Origin of the sequence: Bifidobacterium sp. 7101 (genome assembly GCF_000499285.1) — a bacterium.
Classification (GTDB): Bacteria; Actinomycetota; Actinomycetes; order Actinomycetales; family Bifidobacteriaceae; genus Bombiscardovia; species Bombiscardovia apis_A.
In genome coordinates this window covers 12,907-38,510 of the sequence record NZ_AWUN01000001.1, presented here as the reverse complement: position 1 = coordinate 38,510, position 25,604 = coordinate 12,907, and the positions used below count along the sequence as shown (strand labels likewise).

At 60.3% G+C, this 25,604-nt stretch carries 17 protein-coding genes and 1 tRNA gene; 6 read left to right on the top strand and 12 right to left on the bottom strand.

Going from position 1 to position 25,604, the window contains the following annotated elements; translation table 11 throughout:
- Window positions 1-139 precede the first annotated feature (139 nt).
- From P272_RS0100165 to P272_RS0100150, 4 genes are all read left to right on the top strand, one after another.
- Window positions 140-790 carry a YesL family protein gene (locus P272_RS0100165; protein ID WP_044097609.1) on the top strand — a complete coding sequence of 217 codons (651 nt, stop codon included), beginning with the start codon at window positions 140-142 and terminating at the stop codon, window positions 788-790.
- Between the two features lie 186 nt (window positions 791-976).
- Window positions 977-1,702 carry a DedA family protein gene (locus P272_RS0100160; protein ID WP_044097608.1) on the top strand — a complete coding sequence of 242 codons (726 nt, stop codon included), beginning with the start codon at window positions 977-979 and terminating at the stop codon, window positions 1,700-1,702.
- A gap of 140 nt (window positions 1,703-1,842) precedes the next feature.
- Window positions 1,843-1,915: transfer RNA gene (locus P272_RS0100155), tRNA-Ala, on the top strand.
- A gap of 245 nt (window positions 1,916-2,160) precedes the next feature.
- Window positions 2,161-4,050 carry a cellulase family glycosylhydrolase gene (locus P272_RS0100150; protein ID WP_052323051.1) on the top strand — a complete coding sequence of 630 codons (1,890 nt, stop codon included), beginning with the start codon at window positions 2,161-2,163 and terminating at the stop codon, window positions 4,048-4,050.
- Between the two features lie 83 nt (window positions 4,051-4,133).
- Here the strand turns inward: P272_RS0100150 and P272_RS0100145 are convergent, their stop codons facing one another.
- The 7 genes from P272_RS0100145 to P272_RS0100115 all read right to left on the bottom strand — a co-directional run bounded on the left by P272_RS0100145 (window position 4,134) and on the right by P272_RS0100115 (window position 15,598).
- Window positions 4,134-5,321: a glycoside hydrolase family 1 protein gene (locus P272_RS0100145; protein WP_029677551.1), complete on the bottom strand. Its 1,188-nt coding sequence runs from the start codon at window positions 5,319-5,321 to the stop codon at window positions 4,134-4,136.
- A gap of 239 nt (window positions 5,322-5,560) precedes the next feature.
- Window positions 5,561-9,277, bottom strand: a complete 3,717-nt coding sequence (locus P272_RS0100140) for a hypothetical protein (protein ID WP_029677550.1) — start codon at window positions 9,275-9,277, stop codon at window positions 5,561-5,563.
- A gap of 42 nt (window positions 9,278-9,319) precedes the next feature.
- A complete protein-coding gene (locus P272_RS0100135; RefSeq protein WP_052323050.1) occupies window positions 9,320-10,213 on the bottom strand; it encodes an alpha/beta fold hydrolase in 894 nt (297 codons plus the stop codon).
- Between the two features lie 24 nt (window positions 10,214-10,237).
- Window positions 10,238-11,905 carry an ABC transporter ATP-binding protein gene (locus P272_RS0100130; protein WP_029677548.1) on the bottom strand — a complete coding sequence of 556 codons (1,668 nt, stop codon included), beginning with the start codon at window positions 11,903-11,905 and terminating at the stop codon, window positions 10,238-10,240.
- Complete coding sequence (locus P272_RS0100125; protein WP_216476229.1) at window positions 11,905-12,873, bottom strand: ABC transporter permease; 969 nt, start codon at window positions 12,871-12,873, stop codon at window positions 11,905-11,907. The genes P272_RS0100130 and P272_RS0100125 overlap by 1 nt, the downstream gene beginning before the upstream one ends.
- 5 nt (window positions 12,874-12,878) lie before the next feature.
- Window positions 12,879-13,778, bottom strand: a complete 900-nt coding sequence (locus tag P272_RS0100120) for an ABC transporter permease (RefSeq protein WP_232346830.1) — start codon at window positions 13,776-13,778, stop codon at window positions 12,879-12,881.
- 173 nt (window positions 13,779-13,951) lie between these two features.
- Window positions 13,952-15,598: an ABC transporter substrate-binding protein gene (locus P272_RS0100115; protein ID WP_029677545.1), complete on the bottom strand. Its 1,647-nt coding sequence runs from the start codon at window positions 15,596-15,598 to the stop codon at window positions 13,952-13,954.
- A 333-nt stretch (window positions 15,599-15,931) separates the two neighbouring features.
- Between P272_RS0100115 and P272_RS0100110 the strand changes: the two genes are divergently transcribed.
- Window positions 15,932-17,044, top strand: a complete 1,113-nt coding sequence (locus P272_RS0100110) for a LacI family DNA-binding transcriptional regulator (protein ID WP_029677544.1) — start codon at window positions 15,932-15,934, stop codon at window positions 17,042-17,044.
- Between the two features lie 57 nt (window positions 17,045-17,101).
- Here P272_RS0100110 and P272_RS0100105 read toward each other — a convergent pair whose 3' ends face one another.
- The 5 genes from P272_RS0100105 to dnaK form a co-directional block, all read right to left on the bottom strand.
- Window positions 17,102-18,796 carry a DEAD/DEAH box helicase gene (locus tag P272_RS0100105; RefSeq protein ID WP_044097658.1) on the bottom strand — a complete coding sequence of 565 codons (1,695 nt, stop codon included), beginning with the start codon at window positions 18,794-18,796 and terminating at the stop codon, window positions 17,102-17,104.
- Window positions 18,797-18,997: 201 nt separating this feature from the next.
- On the bottom strand, window positions 18,998-19,528 hold the full coding sequence (locus P272_RS0100100; protein ID WP_110412787.1) for a heat shock protein transcriptional repressor HspR: 531 nt from the start codon (window positions 19,526-19,528) through the stop codon (window positions 18,998-19,000).
- Window positions 19,529-19,580: 52 nt separating this feature from the next.
- The gene (locus P272_RS0100095; protein ID WP_029677541.1) at window positions 19,581-20,585 is read right to left on the bottom strand and encodes a DnaJ C-terminal domain-containing protein; all 1,005 of its coding nucleotides are present in this window, start codon (window positions 20,583-20,585) and stop codon (window positions 19,581-19,583) included.
- 148 nt (window positions 20,586-20,733) lie between these two features.
- On the bottom strand, window positions 20,734-21,459 hold the full coding sequence (gene grpE / locus P272_RS0100090; RefSeq protein ID WP_029677540.1) for a nucleotide exchange factor GrpE: 726 nt from the start codon (window positions 21,457-21,459) through the stop codon (window positions 20,734-20,736).
- A gap of 1 nt (window position 21,460) precedes the next feature.
- On the bottom strand, window positions 21,461-23,359 hold the full coding sequence (dnaK, locus tag P272_RS0100085) for a molecular chaperone DnaK (protein WP_024627812.1): 1,899 nt from the start codon (window positions 23,357-23,359) through the stop codon (window positions 21,461-21,463).
- A 445-nt stretch (window positions 23,360-23,804) separates the two neighbouring features.
- On the opposite strand from dnaK, the gene P272_RS0100080 reads away from it, so the two are divergent.
- Window positions 23,805-25,556 (top strand): glycoside hydrolase family 13 protein, encoded by a 1,752-nt coding sequence (locus P272_RS0100080; RefSeq protein WP_029677539.1) that lies wholly within the window; start codon window positions 23,805-23,807, stop codon window positions 25,554-25,556.
- Window positions 25,557-25,604 lie beyond the last annotated feature (48 nt).

The window sequence follows — 25,604 nt, the reverse complement described above, 5'->3', positions numbered from 1 at the left end:
AAGCCCGTCCGGCAAACGGTCCTGCAGCCGACGGGGCAGAGGACAGCACGACACGGGGGTTGCCGGACCCACTCTTCTGTCCGCGTCACCGCACCTGCCGGGAGGACCGGCAGGTAGAGTCGAAGAGGAAAGGCGGATCATGCACTTCAACCTCGAAAGCCCCTTCTGGCAGTTCGTGAACACCCTGCTCAGATTCACAGCCTTGAACCTGCTCTTCGTCGTCACCTGCATACCCCTGGTCACGATAGGCCCCGCCCGCAGCGCCCTCTACGGTACGGTCTTCGCCTATGACGACCATGAGGACATCCCCCTCTGCAGGCAGTACCTGCAACGTTTCATCCGGGAGTTCAAACAATCCATCGTCGCTTTCATCATCCACGTGGCGCTGGGGGCCATCATCATTTACTCACTGGCCTTTTGGTTGAACATGAAGGGGGCGGCGACCTACCCGGCCCTCATCATCCTGATTATCGGGACCGTCCTACTGGTTCTCTCATACGAGTTCTTCTACCCCTTGCAATCCCGCTATACCAATACGGTCTGGGGTTTCTTCAAGCTTTCCGTGGGGGTTCCCATGGGGATTCCCCTCTACGCCATCTGCCTTCTGGCCATCGACGTGGCCTTCGCCTTCCTCATCTACTCCGTGCCCTTCCTGCGGGTCCTGGTCATCATCTTCGGCTTCTCCTGGCTGGCATACGCCAAGTCACTGATCTATCTGCGGGCCTTCGATCGTTTCGAACGCGGAACCAAGGGAGACACCAAGACCACCTACAAGAACGGTTCCCTGTGAGGTCGTATGGAAGTAGGCGTATGGCTGGTACCCCCTTTCACACGAAATAGGCATAGGGCAAGACCCGAGATGTACAACGGTTGTGTCTTCCTCGCAAGGGTCTGATGAAGACCGACCTGCTGTGGACGAGGCTTGCTACAGTTTGGAACGGTTCGTGTTTCGACGTAACAGGACGGTCTTTGGCAAATGGGATTCATACACTGGCTCATCAACCTACTCAAGGATCCGCGCAGCGCCATCGCGGGGTGGATTGCCATGGGACTGGTGCCCACATATGCATTCATCTTCCTGATCATCTTCATCGAGACGGGCGTGGTCTTCATGCCCTTTCTGCCCGGTGACTCCCTCCTATTCGCTGCCGGCGTCTTCGCACACGACCCCACCAGCGGGATGACATTGGACATCCTCCTGCCGGTCGTCTGGCTGGCCCCAATCCTCGGCGACCAGAGCAACTACTTCATAGGGCACTTTTTCGGACGGGCCATCATCAGGTCAGGCAGGGTGAAGGCCCTGACCCCGGAACGGCTGGCCAAAACAGAGGGAATGATAGACAAGTGGGGGCCCTTGGCCGTATTCCTGGGACGTTTCTTCCCCTTCATCAGAACCTTCATGCCCTTCATCTCGGGAATCTCGGGGATGAAGTGGAGCCGGTTCACCCCCTTCAGTGTTCTGGGGGGCCTGGTCTGGTCCACCCTCTTCACCCTCCTGGGTTACTTCTTCGGCGGCATCCCGGCCGTCCAGGAGCATTTCGAACTGGTCATCATCCTCATCCTGCTCATATCCGTCATGCCGACCATCATCGGGCTGATCAAGGCCAGGGCAGGCAAGGGCAAAAAGGCCGAATCGAAGCAGGCGACCGGTGACCGGGACGAGCTCCAGGAAATCAAGCAGGACGGGAACCTCAGCGACTGAACATGACAACCATCCGGCAGCCGCGGAAACCGCGCCATTGGTTTGTAACACGGAGCCATGGCACAGACCGTCCGGATTGCGTTTGTGCCCACCGTGCGATACAGTACAGTCTGTTGTTCGGCTACGGTCGGGCAACGAATGGGGCTGTAGCTCAGTTGGTAGAGCGCTTCGTTCGCATCGAAGAGGTCGGGGTTTCGACTACCCTCAGCTCCACTTTTCGCTAGTGATTCCGGGCATGCATGCCTGGCCCGTCAGCTGGTTCAGCCTCCGCTATTTATTCTAATGATTGAACTATAATATCTGTATGAGATTCTGCCACGGTTGGCGGGCTCACTGAGACGGCACAGTACGGTTGTGCCGTGCAGCTGCATACTCAGCGCAGCACACAGGAAACATCTGGCAGGCCCTGCCCTGCAGGCAGAGCCTGCCCAGTTACGGAACGGGGGATTGAATTGACAATGAAGCGATTCAGATTATTTATCACGAAGACAGGCAAGACGAGAACGAACGGTTGGGGTCCGGCCCTGACCGCGGCCACGACAGCCCTGACCGCCATGGGGCTGGTCCTGGCACCTGCGGCGAGCGCAGACACCCAAATCCGATCTGGAACCGACCCAGAGACTGCCGCTGCCTCGACTACCATCCTGCCGAAGACCGGGCAGACACCCTCTCTCCAGTTCGCCAAGGAGATGGGCAGGGGATGGAACCTGGGCAATTCCTTCGATGCGGTGGACACCAACTGGTCCTCCCCCGATCAGGGCGAACAGGCCTGGGGGAATCCCAAGGTGACCCCCGACCTGCTCAAGGCCGTCAAGGACAAGGGCTACACCAGCATCCGGATTCCAATGACCGTCTACCGGCGATACCAGGATCTGGGCTCGACCAACAAGGACGGCTACCGTTACCTGATCAATCAGGATTGGCTCAATCGGTATCGCCAGGTGGTCGACCAGGCGACCGGACTGGGGATGCACGTTCTGGTCAACATCCATCATGACTCCTGGATCTGGCTGAAGCAGTGGAATGGTCAGGTCGGGGCCAAGGAGGAGGTCATGTTCTCGGATTTCTGGAAACGGCTGGCCAGAACCTTCGCCGACGAGTCGGACAAGGTGGCCTTCGAAACCATCAACGAACCCCAGTTCAACACCTGGGACTACCCGTCCGCCCAGGAGAAGTTGGACAGATTGAACACGGAAGCACGCTCCATCATCCGCTCCGTGCCCGGCAACGAGCACCGCATGATCGTCATGCCCACCCCTTCCACCACCCCTTCTGACGAGTACACCAGGCATCTGGCCTCCCTGATCAAGGGCTTCAACGACCCGTACCTCGCTGCCACGGTTCACTACTACAGTGAGTGGCTCTACAGCGCCAACCTTGGGATCACCGGCTTCGACGAGAGGATCGGCACCGACAACCAGGGCCGCCCGACCACGGCCAGAACCTCGGCCGCCGCCACCTTCAAGACCATCCAGGACAACCTGACCAGTCAAGGCATCGGGACAGTGATTGGCGAATACGGCCTCCTGGGCTATGACACAGGCAGCGACGTGCTCCAGGAGGGCGAGGAACTCAAGTACTACGACTACATGAACCAGATGGCCCGCCAGGGCGGAATTGGGCTCATGCTCTGGGACAACGGCTCCATGATTTCACGTCAGGCCCCATATGGGTGGAAGAGCGCTCGGATCGGCTCCGAACTCCAGGCGGCCATGAGTGCCACTTCCTCCTATGCCACAGGCCCCGACACTATTTATCTTGCTTCCAAGACTCAATCTGGACTGACCATTCCCCTGGCCCTGAACGGGAACTCCTTCAACTCGATCAAGGGTCTCAAGGCCGGTTCCGACTACACCTACGACGCCTCCTCCCAGACGGTGACCCTGACCGCCTCCTACCTGAACCGGATTCTGTCTGCCCCTAAGGCACCGGCCTACGGTCAGCTGGCCGATCTGACCCTCACATTCACCGCCGGCGCCGACTGGCATGAGTATCTGGTTCGTGCCGGGCAGGCCACCTCCTCGCCCGCCGTTGGCCAGCGCAGCGGAATCACAATCCCCATGAACTATGAGGGAAACGCCGTCCGCAGGGTCTCCGCCAAGGAATACGGGCGAGCCATCGGCCCCAACTCCTCCTGGTGGTCCTATCTGCAGGCCGGTTCCGCCTTCTCCAGTGACAGGAGGGCCGACACCTTCACCCTGAACGGAAACTTCTTCTCCGACCCCAGCGTGGCTGATGGAACAGTAGAAGTGACCATCGAGTTCTTCAACGGGTCCTCGATCGTGGTCCCAATGACCATTTCATCTGGATCCGTGCAGGCAGGGGCATCGCGCCCGGCCGACCAGTAAGCACAAGGGCGGTATGTGGCAGCGTCCGGCCCCGGACCGATACAAAGTCGGTTCGGGGCCGGACGTTTCTGCTTGTGCCTGTATTAGCCCCGGGGATGGGCAAGGAGGCCGGAACGGGCCACCTGCCCCAACCAAGCCAAGGAGGGCTTGGGGTGACGCTCGAAAGTCTCGCGGTCCACGGAGACTAGACCGAAGGTGGGTTTGTAGGACCCCCACTCGTAGTTGTCCAGGAGGGACCAGTGGAGGTAGCCCTCCACATGCACGCCTTCCTCCATGGCCTGGCGAAGGCCGACCAGGGCGTCGAAGGTGTAGTCGATCCTCCGTCTGTCATCGGCTGTGGCGATTCCATTCTCGGTGACCACGATGGGGGTGTGCTCGGCGGTCTGCCAGGTGTGGCGCACGGCCTCGCCCAGGGCGGCAGGGTAATACTCCCAGCCGGTCAGGGTCTTCTCCACATCCTCCGGGACCGGTCGGGGGCCATCGTGGCCGATGAAGGTGCGCAGGTAGGCCTGCACCCCTATGAAGTCGTCACCTCGTGCAGCCTGGGTGAAAAAGTCCTCACGAGGGTAGCGATACTCCTCCATGTCTTGCTCACAGCCCGGCAAGGCCTGGAAATCCTGGCAGGCAATGGTCCAACCGGACTTGATTCCCGGTCGGCGGGAAAGGACTGCACGAGCCTTCCTGTGGGCCTTGACCAAGGATTCGGAGATGACCGGGTCAGGGGTGGGCAGGGAGGCGGCAGCCATGTCGCTGCCCTCCCGCCCCCCTTGGGTCAGAGCCACCATATTTGGCTCGTTGATCGTGCAGACCCAGGTGACACCTTCCAGAATGGGGATGAGGTGCTCCACGTACCGGCCGAAGAGGTCTGCGGAGGCAGGATCGCGCCAGCCCCCTCGCCTGGCCAACCAGCGGGGCAGGGTCATGTGGTTCAGAGTGACCATGGGGGTCACTCCGGCCTGGAGGCAGGCGTCGATCATGGCTCGGTAGTGCAGGAGCTGGGCCTGGGAGAAGAACCCCTCCTCAGGCTCCACCCTGGCCCACTCCACTGAGAAGCGGTAGGTGTTCAACCCGCTGTCGGCCAGGAGGGATATGTCTTCCCTATAACGGTTGTAGCTGTCGTCGGCATCTCCCGAGGGCTCGCTGAGGTCGCTGTCCGGCCGGTGCTCACGCTCCCACCAGTCCGCGTTGACATTGTTGCCCTCTATCTGATGGGCAGCCGTGGCCGCTCCCCAGAGGAAGTCCTTTGGAAAGATGTATGTAGGCTTTGGCATGAGAATGTACCTTCCTTGTTGGATTTGGTGGGCGGCCCCTGCCGGAACCCACGTTGAACCGGTCTGTTTGCACCTTTCCGGCGGGGGTGCCAGCCCTCCCCTGGCCATGTTGCACGCACTTGCACTCGGAATGCAATGCAGCCAATCGGAAACTTCCAGCACTTTCAGACAGCTGGCTGCCCGGCTATCTTCCTTGCCGACACGGGCTGGCGGACAGTTGTAAGCATGGGCGTCGGCACTTACTGTACAGTCTGTCCGTCGACTGTGAGGAATATGTCGATATGGGCGGCATCGGCCAACTGGCTCTGGGTCACTTCCAACCCGCCCTTGCGGTAAGGCAGATCCAGAATCCGGCCCTCAAGCCTGCGTCCATCAGCCTCAACCCTCAAGCGGTCCGAACCTGTACCCTCTGAACCGGTGTCTCCTGGTCCAGCGACCGGCCCACCAGCCACATGGTAGCGAATGGTACGCAGCTGGCCGAATATGGTCATGGTCACCTCCAGTCCGTCATCTTCCTGGGACAGGACCGGGTCGAAGACAACCCGCCCATCGCGCAACTGGAGGCCGAAGAGGTGCTGGACCACCTGTCGGCAGTAGATGCCCGGACCGGAGGAATAAATCCTCCACCCTCCCCTCACGCCTACGGGGTCCTTGGACCCCTCTTTGAGTCTCGACCATTGGGAGGCTGCCGTGTACCTGTCGGGGAAGTCGGCGTCCGACGAGGCGAAGTAGCAGTTGCGTTGCCTGGGCTCGCTGGTGGTCAGGCGGCGGAATTGGCCCACCGGACTGATTCTTAGGAGCTCCTGGCCCAGGCGGGTCCTGCCCAGCAGGCCCAGGGCCTCCGTGTAACGCACATGGGCGTGCGTATACATCAGGCCGATCTCCCGGCCCACGTTGGCGGCCTGTTCGGCTCTCTTGAAGACCCTGGTCACCCCATCATGGAAGGAGGCCGGGCGGTCCATGAGCCTCACTCCGTCCGGATAATGGAGATTGCCTTCGATGATTCTCTCGTGGTCCACCTCCTGGTCGGGTGTGAGCAGACCGGCGATGATGGAGCGAGTCATGGGAATCAACCTGTACCGTATGCCGGTCCTGGTATCCGAGGGGTGTATGACCGGGAGGGGTTGGCCATCAACGAAGTTGACGTATCCGGCCAGGACCCCTTGGAAGATAAAGTTATCGGCGAAGTCAGCCTTGATTCTGCCAGCCTCACCCGCAAAGCGGGAGGCCAGGTCGGTGCGGCCGGCGGCCTCAAGGAGCGGTTGCAATCCGCAACAGGCCTGGTAGAGGAGGGCGATGGTCCATGTGGAGGCCATCTGGCTTTTCATGGACTCCTGGGCCGGCTGAAGGGTGTCGTCCCAGTCCCCCTCGCCATAACAGAAGAGGTCGGTGTCCGGGACCCTATGCGACTGGATATAGTCCAACGTCCGAGCCAGATGGTCGGCCACCGTAGGCAGGTCGGATGAGCGGCTACCGTGTGTGACCGGGCTTTTAGCTTCGACCTGTCCGACTGATGCGGAGGGGCGAAGAGCATCATCTCGCCAAAAAGCCACGCGCTCATCCAAGAGGTCCGGCCTACCGCCCGCCTCGATGTACTCAGCCAGCGCCAGCAGGGGCCAGACTGGGATGTCCCCATGGGAATCGTGCTGGTAGAGGTCCGCATACTGGTCGAACATGAACCACTGCGGCAGGGAACCATCGGGGTTCTGGTGGGCGAAGACCTTGAGAAGGATGGTCCGTGCCAGGTCGGTATGACCGAAGGTCAGGGCCAGTTCCAGGGGCCCCTGACAGACGTCACGTGTACCCCAGGCGGCGCCCCCGTACTGTTCCAGCCCATGGGGTGACAGAAAATGAACCAGGGCGTTCTGCACCAGCCAGGGCAGGAGGTCATTGAATTCGGCGAATCTTCCCTCCCCTGCCACATGCAGACCTTGCATAAAGGATGTCATAGCCAGGTAATGGGCATGAAGTAGCTCCCGCTCGGAGGCGGCGGAAGCCGCATCGGGTGAGCTCTCCTCGATTGCGCCGCCATCCATGGATCCGGCGATGGTGACGGACAGGGTATGGCCCCCGTTCGACAAGAAGGTGACCATGGCCGGATCGGTAGTGTGTACCCCTGCGTCTGGATCGAAGAGGGGGCCGTCATCTCCGACCCTTGCGTCGGGCGATGAGATGACGTATTTCAGCCCCGGACAACGTTCAGCTGCCAGGCTGCCCGATGCAGGGGTAAAGGAAACGGACCCTCCTATCCCCCGGGCGGGCTCGGCAGGAGCGAACTTTCGGAGCCAGGTGGACGGATCTTCCAGGCTGATAGTCAACAGGGCCCGGATCGGACCATCGGCCTCCAGATGAATATCGATGGCGGCCCTGTCCAGGTGGGCGATGGTGGACACCGTCAGGGTCCGATCACCCAGACGATAGACCCAGCGGGATCCACCCAGATCCATGATGTAGGCCGAGGGAAGGCCCAGGAGACGCCAGGGCCCGTCCACCTGGACCAGGATGCGGACCCCCCGCGAGCGCAGGAGGCCCAAACCGGTCTTTTGGACTGAAATCAGCTGGTTCATGTTGGTGTTGCCCAGGACCACCTGGGATGCGAAGACACCCCCGGCATAGCTGGTGGCTGCCATGGTGGGCTGTGACGGGTCGGTATCTGGGTTGCCGGACAGGAGAATCTGTCCGTGGGAGCGGGCCACCTCCAGTTCCTTGCGTGTGCTTACCACATGGCAGGCATCATTTCCGAAGTAAGAAAGCAGATGGCCTGTCTGGTCCGCCTCTGGCTGGCGGATGGGCCCTCCGCCCAGTTGGCCGAACTCATCCTCAGGCAGGGGGTCGCCATTCAACAGTGCGGAAGAGATCAGGAGTGAGGTTGCTGACTGAGCCTGAGAGGCAACGGGAGAGGCAGGCGAGGTGTCGTGGGAGCCGGTGGACGGACCGTCATCGGCCTCGGTCTTGCCCGCCCGACCCCGACTTTCCTCAGAGGCCTCTGCGCAGGAGACGCAGGCCTTGCCCAGGTCACCCCTGTAATCTGACAGTGCCATGTTCCACACCTGCCAGGTGAGGCCTTTCTGGGTCAGCGGAACCCTGGGGGAGAGCAGGCAGGCCATGGCGAACTCATATTGGTCTATGCCCCCCCGGTCCCAGTCGGCATCGGCGAGGGCCGCAGGCTGACCGCCCAGACGGGCACCTAGCCCGTAAAAGTCGTAACCGTCGGTCATGAATGCCCTGCATCCCTGTGAGATTCCCGTAACGTACAAGGGGAGTCGAGGGGCACAACCCATCGTCTGCCGGGCTGACAGGACGCTGCCTAAATTGGGGACGTCCTGCACATGATAGGCGATGTACTGGGAGATGTAGGACTCGGCACCGGCAGCCATGGCCGGCTCCACCAGGGCCAGATCCTGGGCGGAAACCAGGTCCCACAGATCGTCAGACAAGGCGGCATCATCCCATTCCCGCCTCTCGCTATCGGCAGTCGAGCCACCCTGGTCGATCGTGACCGATACCTCCCAGGTCCAGGACGCCCCCCTGCCAGACCCTCCGCTTTCGCCGCCAGATGGAAGAGCCCGGGAAAGTGCAGGAGATATGGCGCTTGGAACAAGTCGAACCCGCCAGCGGACGCCCAGGTCCCTCCCCTCCCAGACGGGGCTGTCGGCTACCGGATCGAAAGAGGCCTGGGAACCTGATCCGGTCAGTCGGATGGAGTCGATCCGCCCCTCCCGATGGCGGCGCAGCCAGAGACCAGCCAGGGGACAGTCATGGATGCCGGGCCTGAACTGGTTGATCTGGATGCCTCCTGCATCAATCAGTGTCAGGTCCCCGTTGAAGTTGAACGAAGCCGAGAAGTCCCCCCTCTCGACGGTCATGCCTTTGGGCTGTCGCATCCTGCCCCCGTCTCCCTCGCCGTCACCTGCATCCTGATCGGGAGACTTGCTGCGTGGAGTGTCTGTGTTCATCTTCTCCGCTTTCGTTGCTAATAGGCTTGTTCCTGCTGAAATTCACCGTTTGTCTTGCGCAGAAGCCCAGAAGTCGTCCAGGAGGGCCGCCGTCTCCTCAGGCCTGTCGATGTTGGGGCAGTGACCCGCATCCGTAATCACCTCATAGCGGGCACCCAGCAGGCGGGCCATCCGGGCCTGCCAGTCCTGGGGCCAGGAGAAATCGTCGTGCTCGCCATGGAAAACCATCATGGGCAGGCCGGTGGCAGCCAGCTGTTCGGTCCTGTCATGCAGGTCGGCCAGCTGGTCTATGGCTCCGATGAGCTGGTCTCGGCTGGTCCGCTCTGCCCGAAGGCGCTGGAACCTGTCCTGCGGATTCAGCTCCTCGTCCGGCAGGCTGGCCCTGTCCGGATTGTCCAGCCTCCACAGGTCCCCGCCAGGGTGGTCCAGGAGTCGCTGGCGCAGGTCCGCCTTCCGGCCCGGCCAACCGTGGGGGCCGGACGACATGAGGGTGAGGCTGGCAAAGAGGTCAGGGTCGGCCAGGAGGGCCGCCTGGGCAACCACCCCGCCGAAGCTGTGGCCCAGAAGGTGGACCCGTTTGGCCCCGGTGTGCTCGATAAGGATACGGGCCACGTCCACGGCATCACCGGCCGTGGACCGCCTGTCGTAGGCCATCCTCCCTTCAGGGGCCACCGAATCTGCCTGCCCCCTCTGCGAGTAGGACCAGACATCCCAACCATCCTCTCCCAGGATGGAGCTGATCTGGTAGAAGTCCTCCTTGGAACCGGTGAAACCGGGAATCATCATGACCACTCCCCGCTTTCCCCTTACCCCCTTGGGGGCATGGAGGGCGGTAAGGTCACCCACGGGGGCATGTATGACCATGGCCTCGATGTTCTCCGGCAGGGGTAGATCCCCAAAGGGCACACCCCTGTCCACGGCATGGTGGGATATCATTGTTTCTCCTGTAGATTTCCGCCTTCAGGCCTGCGTGCGCAGGCTGGGGATGGCGTCGAGCAGCTTGATCGTATAGTCGTTCTCAGGGTGCTGAAGGACCTGGGCCGTCTGTCCCCGCTCCACCACGGTGCCCTTGTTGAGGACCATGATCGAATCGGTGATCAGTCGGGCCGACAAGAGATCGTGGGTAATGTAGAGCATGCTCACATTCAACCGGACCCTCAAGTCGTCAAGGAGGGCCAGAATTCCGGCTCTCAGGGTCATGTCCAACATGGAGACCGGTTCATCGGCCACCAGGACGTGGGGATTGCTGGCCAGCGCCCGGGCTATGACCACCCTCTGACGCTGTCCTCCCGACAACTGGTGGGGGAGTTTGGCGGCATACTGTTCCACAGGGGTCAGACCTACCGTGTCCAGGAGTTCCAACATCCGCCTGCGGGCATCGTCCCCCCTCAGGTCCGTGTAATTGAGGATGGGCCTGGTCAGCGTGTACTCCACCGTGTGGAGGGGGTTGAGTGCCGAATAGGGATCCTGGAAGATCATCTGGATGTCGGAACGCAGTGACCTCAGATCCTTGCGCCGTTTCATCTGATCCACACGCCTGCCACCCAGGGTGATGTTGCCTGAGGTGGGCCTTTCCACACCGGTGAGCATTTTGGCTATCGTGGACTTGCCTGATCCGGATGCCCCCACCAGGGCCAAGGACTGGCCCGGGGAGAGGGTGAAGGTGACATTGTTGACGGCGGTCACTGAATCCTCACCCCGCTTGCGGGCGGGATAGATTTTGGAGACGCCGGTCACCGTGACCGTCATGTCTTCCTCATCGTCGGCCTGTGAGGGGGTTCCGCCAACCGAGCCGGAGGCGGCGGCCTCATCGCGCGGCTTCAAGCCGGGCACTGAAACGTGCTCGGCTCTGGGGTCGCCATAATGGCTGAGAAGCATCTTGGTGTAGTCGTCCTGGGGATCGGTCAGGATCCGCTCGCTGGGGGCATCCTCCACAATCCGCCCGTTGTGCATGACCAGGACCCTCTGGGTGGACTCGAGGACCACACCGAGGTCGTGGCTGATCAGAATGGCGGTGAAGCCCTCCTGTTTCTGCAGCTCTCGGATGGTCCCCATCACCTCATGTTGGACCAGGACGTCCAGAGCGGTGGTCGGCTCGTCGAAGACCATGAGCTTGGGCTCCAAGGCCAGTGCCAGGGATATGGAGACCCTCTGCCTCATGCCGCCCGACAGTTCGCCCGGGTAGGCGTTGAGAACGGAGTCCTGCAGACCTACCTTCTCTACCAGCTGCCTGGAATGGGCCTCGTAATCCTTCTTCTCCACGTTCCCGTGGGCCTTGTAGATGTCCACGAAGTGCTTGCGGACGGTCCGCACCGGGTTCAAGGCGTTCATGCCCGACTGGAGGACCATGGCGAATCCGCCGCACCGTTGCCTGCGAAGCTCCTCCTGGCTGAGGGTGGTAATGTCCTTGCCACCGAAGAGCACACGCCCCTTGCTGATCCGGGCCGGCGGCTTGGAAAGTCGTGTGACGGCAAATCCCAGGGTGGACTTGCCCGACCCCGACTCCCCGACCAGGCCCACGAATTCACCCTGATCCAGCGAAAAACTCACATCCTCGACCGCCTTGACCGGTTCCTGGTCGGGGCTGTCATATTCGACGGACAGATTCTCGACACGTAGCAGTTCCATCATGCCTTCCCTTCACGCAGACGGGGGTTGCTCAGGCGGTCCACACCGAAGTTGATGAAGGTCATGGAGACCGCCAGGAGGGCGACCATGAGACCGGGCGCCAGCAGGAGTGCCCACTGACCGGTCAGGATAACATTGTTGTTCTGGGCCCAGTAGAGCATGGTGCCCCAGCTGACCGTGGTCGAGTCGCCCAGGCCCAGGAATTCCAGGCCTGCTTCCGACAGGGCGCCGGAGGTGGCCGCACCGAAGAAGTTGTTGATGATCAGGGAGAGCATGTTGGGGAAGATCTCATGGAAGATGATCCGCCAAGAGCTGTCCCCGCTGAAGGCCGCTGCAGTGACGAAGTCCCTGGAACGCAGGGACTGGGTCTGCGAGCGCAGGACCCGGGACCCCCAGGCCCACCCGGTCAGGACGATGACCAGTATGATCACGCTCATGCCTCCGTTCTGGAGGTAGGCAGCGATGATGATCATCAGAGGGAGGGATGGGATGACCAGGAATAGGTTGACGATGAAACCGACGAACTCCCCGGCGAAGGAACGGATGTAGCCCCAGCTCAGGCCCACCAACACGGCTATGCAGGTGGATAGGAGGCCGGAGACCATGGCCACCATGACGGAGACCCTCCCGCCCCACAGGAGCTGGGAGAGGACGTCCTGCCCGTTGCTGGTGGTGCCGAGCCAGTGCTGGGCGCTGGGTCCTATACTGGCCTCGAAATCACCCGCCTTGGGATCATAGGGGCTGAGCCAAGGGGCAAACAGGGTCGAAAGGACAATCAAGGCCAACAGGATCAGGCCGAACCTGGCCTTGGGCACCTCCCAGACCGTCCTGAACCCCTTGCCTATCACCTCCAGGGCCCGGAGGACGGGGTTCTGGCCTCTGGCTGTACGGACCTGCGGCCCTTGAGGGTCATTCCCGTCCCCTTGTGCGGAAGTCTGCATCCCTGTGCTGACGATGCTGTTCGTCATCGCCCTCACCTCCTCGTCCTCGGGTCAAGGACCCCGTAAAGAATGTCCACGATGAAGTTGGCCACCAGCACGCTGATGGTGATCATCAGGAAGATGGCCTGCATCAGGGGATAGTCCTGGTTGGTCACAGCCTGGTAGAGGAGGAGGCCGACCCCCGGATAGTTGAAGACCTGCTCGACCAGTAGGGAACCGCCGACCACGCCGCCCAGCACCAGACCGAAGGAGGTCAGGTTGGGAAGGAGGGCGTTCCTGGCCGCGTACTTGAGCATGACCGTCCGCTGACGCAGGCCGTTGGCTTCAGCGAAGGTGACGTAGTCATCACCCAATGTATTGATCATGGTGTTGCGCATGCCCATCACATAGCTGCCCAGGGAGGTCAGCAGGATGGTCAGTGCCGGCAGTATGGAGTGCTCCACGGCGTCAGATATGAAGTCCATCGAGAAGTTGGGTATCGCGGTGGACGAGTAGGCGCCGGAGGTCGGGAAGATGCCGGCCTTGTAACCGAGGAAGAAGAGGAGCATGAGGGCCAGCCAGAAGGAAGGGAAGGCCGAGAGGAAGGAGCTGGAGATCGTACCAGTCACGTCGACGGCGGTCCCCCGCTTCCAGGCCATGAGAGCCCCGAGTGCAGTCCCGATGATGAAGGAGATAATCGTGACCAGCCCTACCAGTGTCAGGGTCCAAGGAAGGGCCGCTCCCACCAGATCCGATACGTTCTGCGGGAAGTTGCTGTACGAGACGCCGAAGTTCAGGTGGACCACATCCCCCAGATACTGCCAGTACTGGCTGAGCAGGTTGCCCTTGGGCATGCCCAGCTGGGCTTCTATGGAAGCCCTGACCTCAGGAGTGACCGGCCCGTTCTGGGACAATTTGGCTATGGCCGCGTCGGCAGGTGATCCAGGCATCATCCTGGGCAGTATGAAGTTGACGGTTATGGCCGCCCAGAGGGTAACGAAGAATAGACCAATTTTCCCGAAAAAATATCGCACGTGACGACCTTTCATCCGTCAGGGGCGGGGGGCGGCCCGACAGGGAGGCCGGGAGGGGCTGTCCTCCCGTCCACCCTGATGGGCCCGGCCTCTCAGGCCTTCTTGATATGGGTTACCACCATGAGGACCGACTGGGTCCAGGTGCTGGGTGAGGTATAGGGGTCGTCCTCACTGGGCCAGCCGGTGTAGTTCCGTGTGCTGAACAGGCCCCAAAGACCGCCGTAGAAGAGACCAATCACAGGCACGTCGTCGTAGACGATCTGCTGAAGCTGGTCGACTATGGCCTTCTGGGACTTCTCATCGGCCGCCTGCTTGAGCTGGGCCAGGAGTTCATCAGCCTTGGGGTTCTTGTAGCGCTCGAAGTTGGCGTTGGCCGACTGACCCACAGGAACCGCGAACTCACTGTTGAGCAGGCCGTTGTAGTCCTGGAAGACGCTGCCGGTACCTCCGAAGGAGGAGATCAGGAGGTCATAGTCGCCATTGTTCTGCGCCTGTGTGTATGCGGCGGGCTGGGGCTGGGTGAGCTTGACGGCTATACCCAGCTTGGTCAGCTGGCCCTGCATGGTCTGCACGCCGCGCAGCCAGTCAGTGTAGCCGCTGGGCACGGTGATATTGACCTCGAGCTGCTTGCCGTTGGAGTCCACCAACTGGTCACCCTGCTTCTTGTAACCGGCCTTGGCGAAGTACTCCAGGGACTGGGTCTCGTCCTGGGAGACCTTTCCCTTGTTGGGAATGGAATCGTTGACCCACTTGTCGTGGTTGGGCAGGATGAGGCCGGTCTGGGTGGCACCGTCCACGTAACCTTCCTCGGCATCCTTGGCGATCTTGTCACGGTCAAGGGCATAGCTGAGGCCCTTGCGGAAGTTCACGTCGTTGAAGGGGGCCTTGGTCAGGTTCGGGTAAAGGGAGACTGTGCCCCCCGGGGGGAACCAGTAGTGGTTGTGCTGCTTGTCAGCACCCACCCAGGTCTTGTCCACGTTGTTGATGAAGGAGTAGGCCCAGTCATACTTCTTGTTGACCAGGTCCAACTGCTTGTTGGAAGCGGGCAGGACGATGGTGTCGGCCGCGACCTTCTCGGCCTGCCAGTAGTTCTTGTTCTTCGTCAGGGTGTACTGGTTGGGCTTGAAGGTGTCCAACTTGTAGGGGCCCGTCCCGACGGGATTCTCATTGGTCCACTTGAGAGGGTCCTTCACACCCTTCCATATGTGCTCCGGGACGATGTTCTGCTGACTGACGATCGACACTGCAGGCACATCGTTGTCCTTGAAGTGGAAGGTCACCTTGGATCCCGAGGCCTCAAGGGAGGAGATGTGTTGCCAGACCCCCAGGGAGTCCATGGCCGCATCCTTCTTGACCAGGTTGAAAGTGAAGACCACGTCCTGCGCCGAGAAGGGCTTGCCGTCGCTCCACTTGACCCCGTCACGAATCTGGAACTCGACCGTCTTGGGGTCCACGATCTTGTGCTCGCTGGCCAGGAAGGGAGTTGAGGTCCCATCCAGGCTGTTAACCACTTCGAGGGGTTCGTAGATGAAGTTGATGCCTATCCTCTTGCTGGTCGAGAATGGGTTGAAATTACGGGTGAAAGTTGGACTGCCACTGTCACCGCCGAAGAGGATCTGATTGCCTGCGGCAGCCTGCTGCGTTTCCCCGGACTTACTGCCGCACGCCCCCAGTCCCAGGAGGGTGGCCCCCGCAACCAGTGTTGCGAGAATCCTCACCGCCACTGTTTTCCGTCTCATATGTCTCCTTTGTCCGCATTGACATTCACGGGCCAAATCCGTCCTCTGCTATTGGAATCCAGTCGGCACGTGCATGCACGAGTGGGCTCCCGGACCTGCACGGCTTCCTGTGACCGGACCGGATCAACCATCGCGCTTTCTAGTGTATGCGCTTACATTAAAATGTGCAAATCTGCTTTTGTCATGGGAGTTTAGCGTATGCTTTCCTTAGATTACTAGATATAACTACCCATATTACCGAATCAAAGCAAAAATGTTAGCGCTATCAAATCCTGCGATCAACTGCACGCTTCAATGATATGCTGTATGAGATGTATGAAAGAGGGAAAGCGGATGGCAAGGAAACCGACCGTCTACGATGTCGCCCGCGAGGCCGACGTGTCCATAGCCACCGTCTCCAGGGTCCTGCGCACCCCGGAGAGGGTAAGGCCCGAAACCCGACAGACCGTGCTCAAGGCCATAAACCTCCTGGGCTACCTCCCAAGTGGCAGCGCACGGAGTCTGGCCGCCCGGCGAACCAATACCATAGGTCTTTTCCTGCCCAACATCGATCAGCTGGACCAGATCGGTGACTTCGAACTGGTCAGTGAGGATGCCGCCGACATAGTCGTCGACCCACCCCACGCCCAGGAGAATAATTCGGATTCCCTCTACTTCGACGAGGTCTTGAGGGGGTGCGAACTGGAATCCTGGCGGCAGGGCCTCAGCCTCATGGTCAGTATCGGATTGAAGGGGAAAGATGGCGACATTCCCCAACTGATCAACAGTATGTCGGAAAAGGTGGACGGCCTGATTGTCCTGGCAAGGTCCGTGCCTGACAGCGTCCTGGCCTTCCTGCGCAAACGCCTGCCCGTGGTCATGATCGCCAATGCCCCGGTCAACCAGGAAAGCGAATTCGACTTGGTCCGCGTGAGCAACCGCAAGGGCATGTACACCCTGGTCAGGCACCTGTTCGAGAAACACCAGGTGCGGCAGATGGCTTACATGACGGGCATGGATGATTCTCCAGACAATGGCAAACGCTACGAAGGGTTCTGTGAGGGTCTGAAGTCAGAGGGGCTGGAGCCCTCCGCCGCGCCAATCTACAGGGGGCAATTCTCCCAGTCCGTCGCTTACCAGATCGCCGCCAGCCTGGCCAGGCAGGGCACTCTCCCCCAAGCCCTGGTGTGCGCCAACGACCAGATGGCGCTTGGGGTCCTGCGAGCCCTGTCAGATGCGGGTATCAGCGTTCCCGACCAGGTCATCGTCACCGGGTTCGACGGAATCAAGGAGGCCTCCGTCTCCCAACCCCGCTTGACCACAGTCCGCCAGCCCATGGTTGATCTGGGCCGGGCCGCCGTCTCCACCCTGGTCAGGCGCCTGGGCTCACCGGAGTGCCCGCCCATCTCCACCGAACTCCCTGTACAGGTCCAACTCCGGGAGAGCTGCGAGGGGACCATGGTCTGACCCATGCGGTCTGACCGGTCAATGAACACGACAGGTATATCCTCCCAGCGGGAGCGATCAGTGGGACTTGACCTGACGGAAAGGATTATCGTCCCGCCTCCGCCTGCCTCCGCCATGCCTGTGATTACCGTTGCGGTAGGTGCGACCGCCGTCATCGAAACGACCGTCATCGTGACGACCCCGCCCACGAGCTCCGCCCGCACGGCCACGATTGCCCCTGCCTCGGTAGCTACCGGCTTGAGCGGAATGATTAGAGTCGGCATGGCCGTGCCGCCTACGCCCGTCAAAGGGGCGATTCTCATCAAGCTCGTCAGCCCACTTGCGATAGGGATTCCTCCCATCACCATCAGATCCTCGGCCAGAGCCCCTCGGCCGCCTTTCGAACCGATCGTATTTCCGTCTCCTACGGGCAGGGCCGCCGGATCGACGGCCACGAGAACCGGTCTGCTTGCCGTCCTGTGACCCTCGGCTTCCAGCCATGGCGGCCTCCAAGGACCAACCCTCAACCAAGGGGGCGTGGGGTCCCACAAGATCGCCTACCTCCTGGGAGTTGGCCGTGACCCCAATCGGCTTGGCATCTATATGGGCCATACGCAGCATCCGTCGTGTATCCCGCCGCTGATCGGGTAGGACGACCGTCACCACGTCGCCGGAGTGGCCAGCCCTCGCCGTGCGCCCGGAACGGTGGAGGAAAGACTTGTAGTCGGCTGGAGGGTCCACCTGGACCACCAGATCCACCCCACTGACATCCATACCCCTGGCCGCCACATCAGTGGCCACCATGACCCGGACCAGACCTTCCGAGAAGGCCTTGAGGTTCCGATCCCTCTGCCTCTGGGAGAGGTTGCCATGCAATTGGACGGCAGGGATGCCGTTGTCAATCAGATTCTTTGCCAGCTTCTTGGCTTGGAACTTGGTCCTGGTGAATAGGATCCTCTTGCCCTGCCCTGCGGCCAAGGTGCGAACCAGGTCGTGCTTGGCAGCCTGCGTCGTCTCGAAGATGTGGTGGGTCATCAGGTCCACATGCTGGGTGGCGGAATCCACCTCGTGAATTTTGGGATCCTTGAGGAAACGCTTGACCACGGCATCCACTCCATGATCAAGGGTGGCTGAGAAGAGCATGCGCTGACCGCCCGGACGAACCTGGGCCAGAATTCGCTCCACGGCGGGGAGGAAGCCCATGTCGGCCATCTCGTCGGCCTCGTCCAGCACGGCGATCTCCACGTCCTCCAGGCTGAGCTTGTGCTGGCGGAGCAGGTCCTCCAGGCGACCGGGGCAGGCCACCACAATCATGGCCCCGCGCCGAAGGGCATCGACCTGACGACCCTGGCCAACACCACCGTAGACGGTGCAGGTCCGCATGCCGTAGGCCTGAGCCAGGGGGTTGAGAACCTCGTCGATCTGATTGGCCAGCTCGCGTGTAGGAGCCAGGACAAGACCACGCGGGCGGGGCAGACTGCCTGAACCGGCAGCACCACCGCGACCATGGCGGGCCTGTCCTCCTTGGTCGGCGGCAAGTCGAGCCACCAGAGGGATGCTGAAAGCCAGGGTCTTGCCGGAACCGGTCCGGCCCCGTCCCAGGATGTCACGGCCAGCCAGGGCATCAGGCAGAGTATCCCGCTGGATGGGGAAGGCGCTGGTCTTGCCGTCCTTGCGCAGCACGCGGACCAAGGGTTCAGGTACACCCAGCTGATCGAAAGTCATAGTTTCTACGGCAGATTGGCCGGAATTAGAAGAATTAGAATCGGGCATGGATGAAGCAGTCACAATGACCTTTCACAACAGGGAAGAAACGGTACTGTCGGTCGACAGTTCGCAGGCCGCTTGCAAAGCAGAGAATGACGAATTTCGCGCAAGCGGTTTCCCCGTACTCAAAGCATTCAGGCGACGATCAGCCGCAGCTCTTGGGCGAGCGACCAACCTGTACACCATAGCACAGGCCACTCACCTGTCTCAGGAGCGTACGCTCCAAACGATCAGCGATTTGGAATCAGTCGGATCGGCCTCGTCATGCGTCGTGTCCTGCCGCCAGAGCCTGGCCCTGCTGGACCGCCTGACTTCGACAACCCGACCATCGGCAGCGGCTGCGAACATACTGGACCCCTGTGACTGGTGGGAGCGCCTCAGCTGACGCCTCAGCTGGCGATTCTCCTCTGCCAGGGCCAGAATCCTGGTCACACCGGCCAGGTTGATGGACTCGTCCTGACTCAGATGCTGGGCCTGACCAAGCCGGTCCAGATCCCGCAGAGAGTATCGGCGCGCACCCCCCTCGGTCCGTTCCGGCACAATCAGACCCAGCCGGTCGTATTGGCGCAGGGTCTGCGGATGGATGTTGGCCAACTGTCCGACCTGGCCGACGCTGAAGACCGGCAACTCGATGTCCAAGCCGGCATCGTCGGCAGCATCCAGGCTGATGTGCCCGGCCACCAGGCCGCGAGCACAGGCCAGATAAATCCGCCTGGTCTCGGGATCCACCCTGACCATGATCATCACTCCTCTCCGCTGTTCGTTCCGACTTAATCCGGCACCCGGATCGTCATATCTTCATGCGCTCCCCGGCAATCTGCTCGTCGAAGTCACCACTGGACTTGGCAAAGTCATGCATGGCCTTCTTCTGGGCCATACCCAGTCGGCCTGGCATGCGGATCTCAAGCCGCCCCACCAGGTCTCCCTTGCCGCGACGGTCCTGAACCCCCTTGCCGGCGATGCGGATCTCGTCGCCGCTGGAGGAACCAGCCGGGATCTTGAAGGTGACGACCTGGTCGTCGATGTCCCGGGCCTGGACCTTGGCCCCCAGGGCAGCCTCGGAGACCGTCACTGGCAGGTTCATAACCAGGTCCCTGTCCTTCATGGTGAACCGCTGGCTGGGCTGGACGCTGATCTGCAGGTAGAGGTCGCCATTGGCACCTCCGTCCCTGCCGGGCCGACCCTTGCCAGCCAACCTGATCCGCTGGCCGTTGCGAACCCCGGCGGGGATATGCGTCTTGAAGCGCTTGCCGCCCACGCTCAGGGAGACCGTGGCCCCCTTGACCGCCTGACGGAAGGACAACCCGATTTTCGAGTTGCGATCCTCGCCCTTGACAGGCCTGGGCCTGCTCTCCTGGTAAGCGGTCCGACCGCCACCGCCGGCACCCCCGCCAAAGGAGGAGAAGATGTCAGCAAAGTCCGGCTGCCCCGAACCGTCGCCGAAACGGATTCGGGTGCCTCCCGGCGCCCCGGCCCCACCGAACATGGAGCCGAAGATGTCCGAGAACGCATCGGTGTTGAAGCCACCCTGGCCGGAGCCTCCGGCGAACCGGGCTCCCCCCATGCCGAACTGGCGGATGGCATCGTACTTCTGACGTTGCTCCTTGTTGCTGAGCACGTCGTAGGCCTCGGAGATTTCCTTGAACTTCTCCTCAGCCTCCTTGGTCTTATTGAGATCGGGATGGTATTTGCGGGCAAGCTTGCGGTAGGCCTTGGTGATCTCCGCTTCGCTGGCGTCCTTGGAGACACCAAGGACCTTGTAATAGTCCTTGCTCAGCCATTCATTCTCAGCCATCCATGTCTCCTTTCCTCATAAGCTACGAATATATCGAATTGGAATCCGCCCTTTTCGCGTGCGGCGGCGGGCGGGACCATAACCCACCCAGCCGCCGCATGCGAAGGCGTCGATTCAGCCTGCGGAAGGTCCGCAATCACCGTCCCTGCTACTGCCCGGGCGAGGTCACCACCACCCTGGCGGCCCGGATCACCCGGTCGCCGATCCGATAGCCTGCCTCGACAACCGTGTCAACTGTCTCTTTCTTGGCCTCGGGGTCCGGCTTGTGCAGGATGGCCTCATGCTTGGTGGGGTCGAAATCCTCGCCTTTTTCACCGAACTTTTCGACACCGAACTTCTCAAAGGTCTTGTCGATCTTCTTGGCCACGGCCTGGAAGGAGTCGTCCATCTGCCCGTGCTCCTTGATCCTGTCAATGTCATCAAGGGCCGGAAGGAGGGCGGTCAGCACATCCACAATGCCATGCTGGCGGAAGATGTCCTGCTCCTTCTTGGCGCGGTTGCGGAAATTGACGAACTCGGCCCGCTCGCGCTGAAGGGCCTCCAGATAATCAGCGGCCTCCTTCTTGGCCCGGCCCAGAGGAGTCAGCCCCCCTGATCCCTTGTCGGCACCGTCTTCCTTGGCCGAGTCAGCATCAGTCTTGTCATCAGCCTGAGCATCCGATGACGACCCGTCCTTGGAGGAGGAATCCGACGAGGACTGGCTGGCCGCCTGGCTCTCGTCTGCAGCGGTCTTGTCGGCGTGACGGCCACGAGCCGCTTCCTGGTCGGGCGTCGAGGCGGCGTCAGAGGCCTTGGCCTCGTTTCCGTCCGGTCCGCCGGCGGCGGCCGGGTCGCCCTTCAGCGGCCCGGCATCATCCTTGTCGAAGGCTGACATGTCACTCGCCGTCCTTCTTCTTGTCGTCGTCGTCCACGACCTCGGCATCCACCACGTCGTCATCAGCGGACGAGGAGGAGCCTGCACCCGAGGCAGCACCGGCGGCACCTGCAGCGCCCTGAGCGCCTGCACCGTCAGCGGAGCCCTGCTGGGCGTAAAGGGCCTGGCCGATCTTCTGGGCAGAGGTCATCAGCTCGCTCTGGGCGTTCTTGATCTTGTCCATGTCCTCGCCCTTCAGAGCCTCTTTCAGAGCGTTGACCTTGTCGGTGACCTCCTTGGCCACCTCGTCGGAGATCTTGTCCTTGTTGTCGTTGACCAGCTTCTCGGTCTGGTAGGCGGCGGACTCAGCGGCATTACGGGTGTCGGCATCCTCACGACGCTGCTTGTCCTCGGCCTCATGAGCCTCGGCCTCCTTGACCATGCGGTCGATCTCGTCCTTGGGCAGGGCGGAACCGCCGGTGATGGTCATGGACTGCTCCTTGCCGGTGCCCTTGTCCTTGGCGGAGACGTGCACGATGCCGTTGGCGTCGATGTCGAAGGTGACCTCGATCTGAGGAACGCCACGCGGGGCCGGAGCGATACCGGTCAGCTCGAAGGTCCCCAGAGGCTTGTTGTCACGGGCGAACTCACGCTCGCCCTGGTAGACCTGGATCAGCACGGAGGGCTGGTTGTCCTCGGCGGTCGAGAAGACTTCGGACCGCTTGGTGGGGATGGCGGTGTTGCGGTCGATCAGCTTGGTCATGATGCCGCCCTTGGTCTCGATGCCCAGAGAGAGCGGGGTCACGTCGATCAGCAGCACGTCCTTGCGGTCGCCCTTGATGACGCCGGACTGCACGGCAGCGCCAACGGCCACAACCTCATCGGGGTTGACGGTCTGGTTGGCTTCCTTGCCGCCGGTCAGTTCCTTGACCAGGTCCTTGACGGCGGGCATACGGGTGGAGCCGCCGACCAGCACCACGTGATCGATGTCCTGAACCGAAATGCCGGCATCGTGCAGCACGTTGTTGAAGGGCGTGCGGCAACGGCCCAGCAGGTCGGATGTCATCTCTTCGAAGTGGGCGCGGGTCAGGGTCTCGTCCAGGTGGACTGGAGTCCCGTCGGGGGTCATGGCCAGGTACTGCATAGAGATGCTGGTGGACGAGGAGGAGCTCAGCTCCTTCTTGGCCTGCTCGGCGGCCTCCTTGAGTCGCTGCAGGGCAATCTTGTCCTTGGACAGATCCACGTTGTACTTGTTCTTGACCTCGCTGACCAGCCAGTCGATAATCTTCTGATCCCAGTCGTCGCCGCCCAGCTTGTTGTCGCCGTTGGTGGCCTGGACCTGGATGGTGGAGAAGCCGTCGTCATCCTTGCCGATCTCCAGCAGGGAGACATCGAAGGTGCCGCCGCCCAGATCGAAGACCAGGATGCGCTCATCCTCCTTGCCCTTCTCCAGACCGTAGGCCAGAGCCGCAGCCGTGGGCTCGTTGATGATGCGCAGGACGTTCAGACCGGCGATCTTGCCGGCATCCTTGGTGGCCTGGCGCTGAGCGTCGTTGAAGTATGCAGGGCAGGTGATGACCGCGTCAGTGACGGGTTCGCCCAGGTAGGACTCGGCGTCCCTCTTGAGCTTCATAAGAATCTGGGCCGAAATTTCCTGAGGGGTCCACTTCTTGCCGTCGATCTCGACAGACCAATCGGTGCCCATGTGACGCTTGACCGAGCTGATGGTCCTGTCCACGTTGGTGACCGCCTGGCGCTTGGCCACCTCGCCGACCAGAATCTCGCCGGACTTGCTGAATGCCACCACCGATGGCGTGGTCCGCGCGCCCTCAGCGTTGACGATTACCGTGGGCTCGCCGCCTTCCAGGGTTGCAATGCAGGAATTGGTGGTTCCCAGATCGATGCCAACTGCACGTGCCATACTCGTTACCTCCTGATGTAATCGAGGCGTGGGTTCTGGCCCGCACCTCATCGTTCACGTTCTCCGCTCGCGCTTCGTTCGTGGTCCCGATGGCCGGCTCCCGTCGGCCCGGACAAGCAGCCATCATGACCACTCCGAAACTTGAGCCTACATCACTCAACTTCTTCTGGCAAATATTATTCCCTTTTTCACGACAATCTTGACTTCAGTCATGTCAGACACTTCATATCCCACAACGGCCAGACCTCTAATATGCCGTTTCCGCCACTTACCAGACACAACTTGAGACGCAGCATGGTTAGTATTTGCAAACGTTGTCATCAATGCTTCATATGATAAAAGACGAGTGCGGACCAATGCGCTTTGCATTAGCACTAGACACAGGAAAAATCACATACACGAGTCAACGACGACGCTTCTAAGGCGAAGCAGCAAAAGGAAGAACATGCATTCATATCAAAGCAGCAGCGATTGGTGGAAACAGGCTGTCGTATATCAGATTTATCCGCGCAGCTTCAAAGATTCAAACAATGACGGTATCGGCGACATTCCGGGAATCACTTCAAAAATCGATTATCTCGCAGATTTGGGCATCGATGCCATCTGGCTTTCCCCTTTTTACCCATCGGCCTTAGCTGATGGCGGATACGATGTCATCAATTACCGTGATGTTGACTCACGCTTGGGCACAATAGCGGATTTCGATAACATGGTCGCCGCCGCGCATAAGGCTGACATCCGTGTAATCGTAGACATCGTCCCAAACCACACCTCCAATCAACACCCTTGGTTCAAGGAAGCGCTGGCTTCTCCAAAGGGTTCACCAGCCAGAGATAGATACATATTCCGTCATGGCCGCGGCAAGAATGGTGAGATACCACCGACTGACTGGATTGCAGAATTTGGCGGCTCAGCATGGGAGCTTGTTGGCGATGGCGAGTGGTATATGCATTCTTTCGCGAAAGAACAGCCCGACCTCAATTGGCTCAATCAAGATGTGCGCAAGGACTTTCTTGAGACCCTGCGGTTCTGGTCTGATCATGGAACCGATGGATTCCGTATCGATGTTGCTCATGGACTGGCTAAAGATGTATTGACTCGTGACCTAAATGATCTGGATAAATGGAGCTTGCAGAATAAACATAATCCTGACGGTGCTAATCCTCTATGGGACCGGCCAGAAGTGCATGATATATACAAGGAATGGCGGAAAGTTTTCAATGAGTATACCCCTCCTAGGTTTGCAGTAGGGGAAGCTTGGGTAGACCCTGATCATCAATACTTATATTCCTCTGAAGATGAACTAGGCCAAGTCTTCAATTTTGAATTTGCAAAAGCGGCCTGGACGGCTGAGTCGATGAAACACGCAATATTGACTGGACTGATGTCGGCTGAGCGATCGAAATCAACTGCTACGTGGGTCATGAGTAATCATGATATTGTGCGCCATGCCAGCAGATACGCGCTTCCACAAGTGCCCGCAAGGACTCAGCATCAAATTGCCAAGGACTGGGTACTCAGGAACGGTGAATCATATTTTGAGGACAGAACACTTGGAACTAAAAGAGCACGAGCAGCTATTCTTCTTGAACTGGGTTTACCAGGATCTGTATATGTTTATCAGGGCGAAGAACTGGGTTTGTTCGAAGTTGCAGACATACCATGGAACATGCTAGAAGACCCCACTGCGGTTCGATCACAAGGGGCTTTAAAGGAAAAGGGACGTGACGGATGTCGTGTACCACTTCCCTGGTCCTCTCGGGATATGCCAGATCCAGCCGTTTGGAACAAGCATTTTGGTACTGGCGCATCCTTCGGATTTTCGGATACTGAAAGTCGCACTCCCTCTAACCCCCATCTTCCACAGCCTTTATGGTTCAAAGATTTCACCGTCGAAGGCGAGCGCGAAGATAGCTCCTCTATGTTGATGCTGTACAAGAGCGTTATAGAGGTGAGGAAAAAGCTCCTCACCAAAACATGGGATACTAAGCTTTCGTGGCTACGGAAATACGATAGCAGACATGTCATAGCGTACAGCAGACCAACTATTCATAAAGGCTCTAGATTAGCTGTAATAACCAACTTTGGAGAAACGCCCATCTCTCTACCCGACGGGAGAATCATCATTGCCTCCTCAGATTGTCCTGGAGGAAAGCTACCAAAAGATACGACAGCGTGGGTCAACCTGAACATATGATTCCAAGGGCGGGTTACATTTCCGCAAGAATATGACAACTCGCCCTTA

What these genes read in the sequence shown, in the direction of transcription:
- P272_RS0100160 (WP_044097608.1), top strand. Translation starts at nt 977, where the DNA reads ATGGGATTCATACACTGGCTCATCAACCTACTCAAGGATCCGCGCAGC.
- P272_RS0100105 (WP_044097658.1), bottom strand. Translation starts at nt 18,796, where the DNA reads ATGCCCGATTCTAATTCTTCTAATTCCGGCCAATCTGCCGTAGAAACT.
- P272_RS0100145 (WP_029677551.1), bottom strand. Translation starts at nt 5,321, where the DNA reads ATGCCAAAGCCTACATACATCTTTCCAAAGGACTTCCTCTGGGGAGCG.
- P272_RS0100125 (WP_216476229.1), bottom strand. Translation starts at nt 12,873, where the DNA reads ATGACGAACAGCATCGTCAGCACAGGGATGCAGACTTCCGCACAAGGG.
- P272_RS0100135 (WP_052323050.1), bottom strand. Translation starts at nt 10,213, where the DNA reads ATGATATCCCACCATGCCGTGGACAGGGGTGTGCCCTTTGGGGATCTA.
- P272_RS0100080 (WP_029677539.1), top strand. Translation starts at nt 23,805, where the DNA reads ATGCATTCATATCAAAGCAGCAGCGATTGGTGGAAACAGGCTGTCGTA.
- grpE (WP_029677540.1), bottom strand. Translation starts at nt 21,459, where the DNA reads ATGTCAGCCTTCGACAAGGATGATGCCGGGCCGCTGAAGGGCGACCCG.
- P272_RS0100165 (WP_044097609.1), top strand. Translation starts at nt 140, where the DNA reads ATGCACTTCAACCTCGAAAGCCCCTTCTGGCAGTTCGTGAACACCCTG.
- dnaK (WP_024627812.1), bottom strand. Translation starts at nt 23,359, where the DNA reads ATGGCACGTGCAGTTGGCATCGATCTGGGAACCACCAATTCCTGCATT.
- P272_RS0100100 (WP_110412787.1), bottom strand. Translation starts at nt 19,528, where the DNA reads ATGGTCAGGGTGGATCCCGAGACCAGGCGGATTTATCTGGCCTGTGCT.
- P272_RS0100150 (WP_052323051.1), top strand. Translation starts at nt 2,161, where the DNA reads ATGAAGCGATTCAGATTATTTATCACGAAGACAGGCAAGACGAGAACG.
- P272_RS0100110 (WP_029677544.1), top strand. Translation starts at nt 15,932, where the DNA reads ATGGCAAGGAAACCGACCGTCTACGATGTCGCCCGCGAGGCCGACGTG.
- P272_RS0100130 (WP_029677548.1), bottom strand. Translation starts at nt 11,905, where the DNA reads ATGGAACTGCTACGTGTCGAGAATCTGTCCGTCGAATATGACAGCCCC.
- P272_RS0100120 (WP_232346830.1), bottom strand. Translation starts at nt 13,778, where the DNA reads ATGATGCCTGGATCACCTGCCGACGCGGCCATAGCCAAATTGTCCCAG.
- P272_RS0100140 (WP_029677550.1), bottom strand. Translation starts at nt 9,277, where the DNA reads ATGAACACAGACACTCCACGCAGCAAGTCTCCCGATCAGGATGCAGGT.
- P272_RS0100095 (WP_029677541.1), bottom strand. Translation starts at nt 20,585, where the DNA reads ATGGCTGAGAATGAATGGCTGAGCAAGGACTATTACAAGGTCCTTGGT.
- P272_RS0100115 (WP_029677545.1), bottom strand. Translation starts at nt 15,598, where the DNA reads ATGAGACGGAAAACAGTGGCGGTGAGGATTCTCGCAACACTGGTTGCG.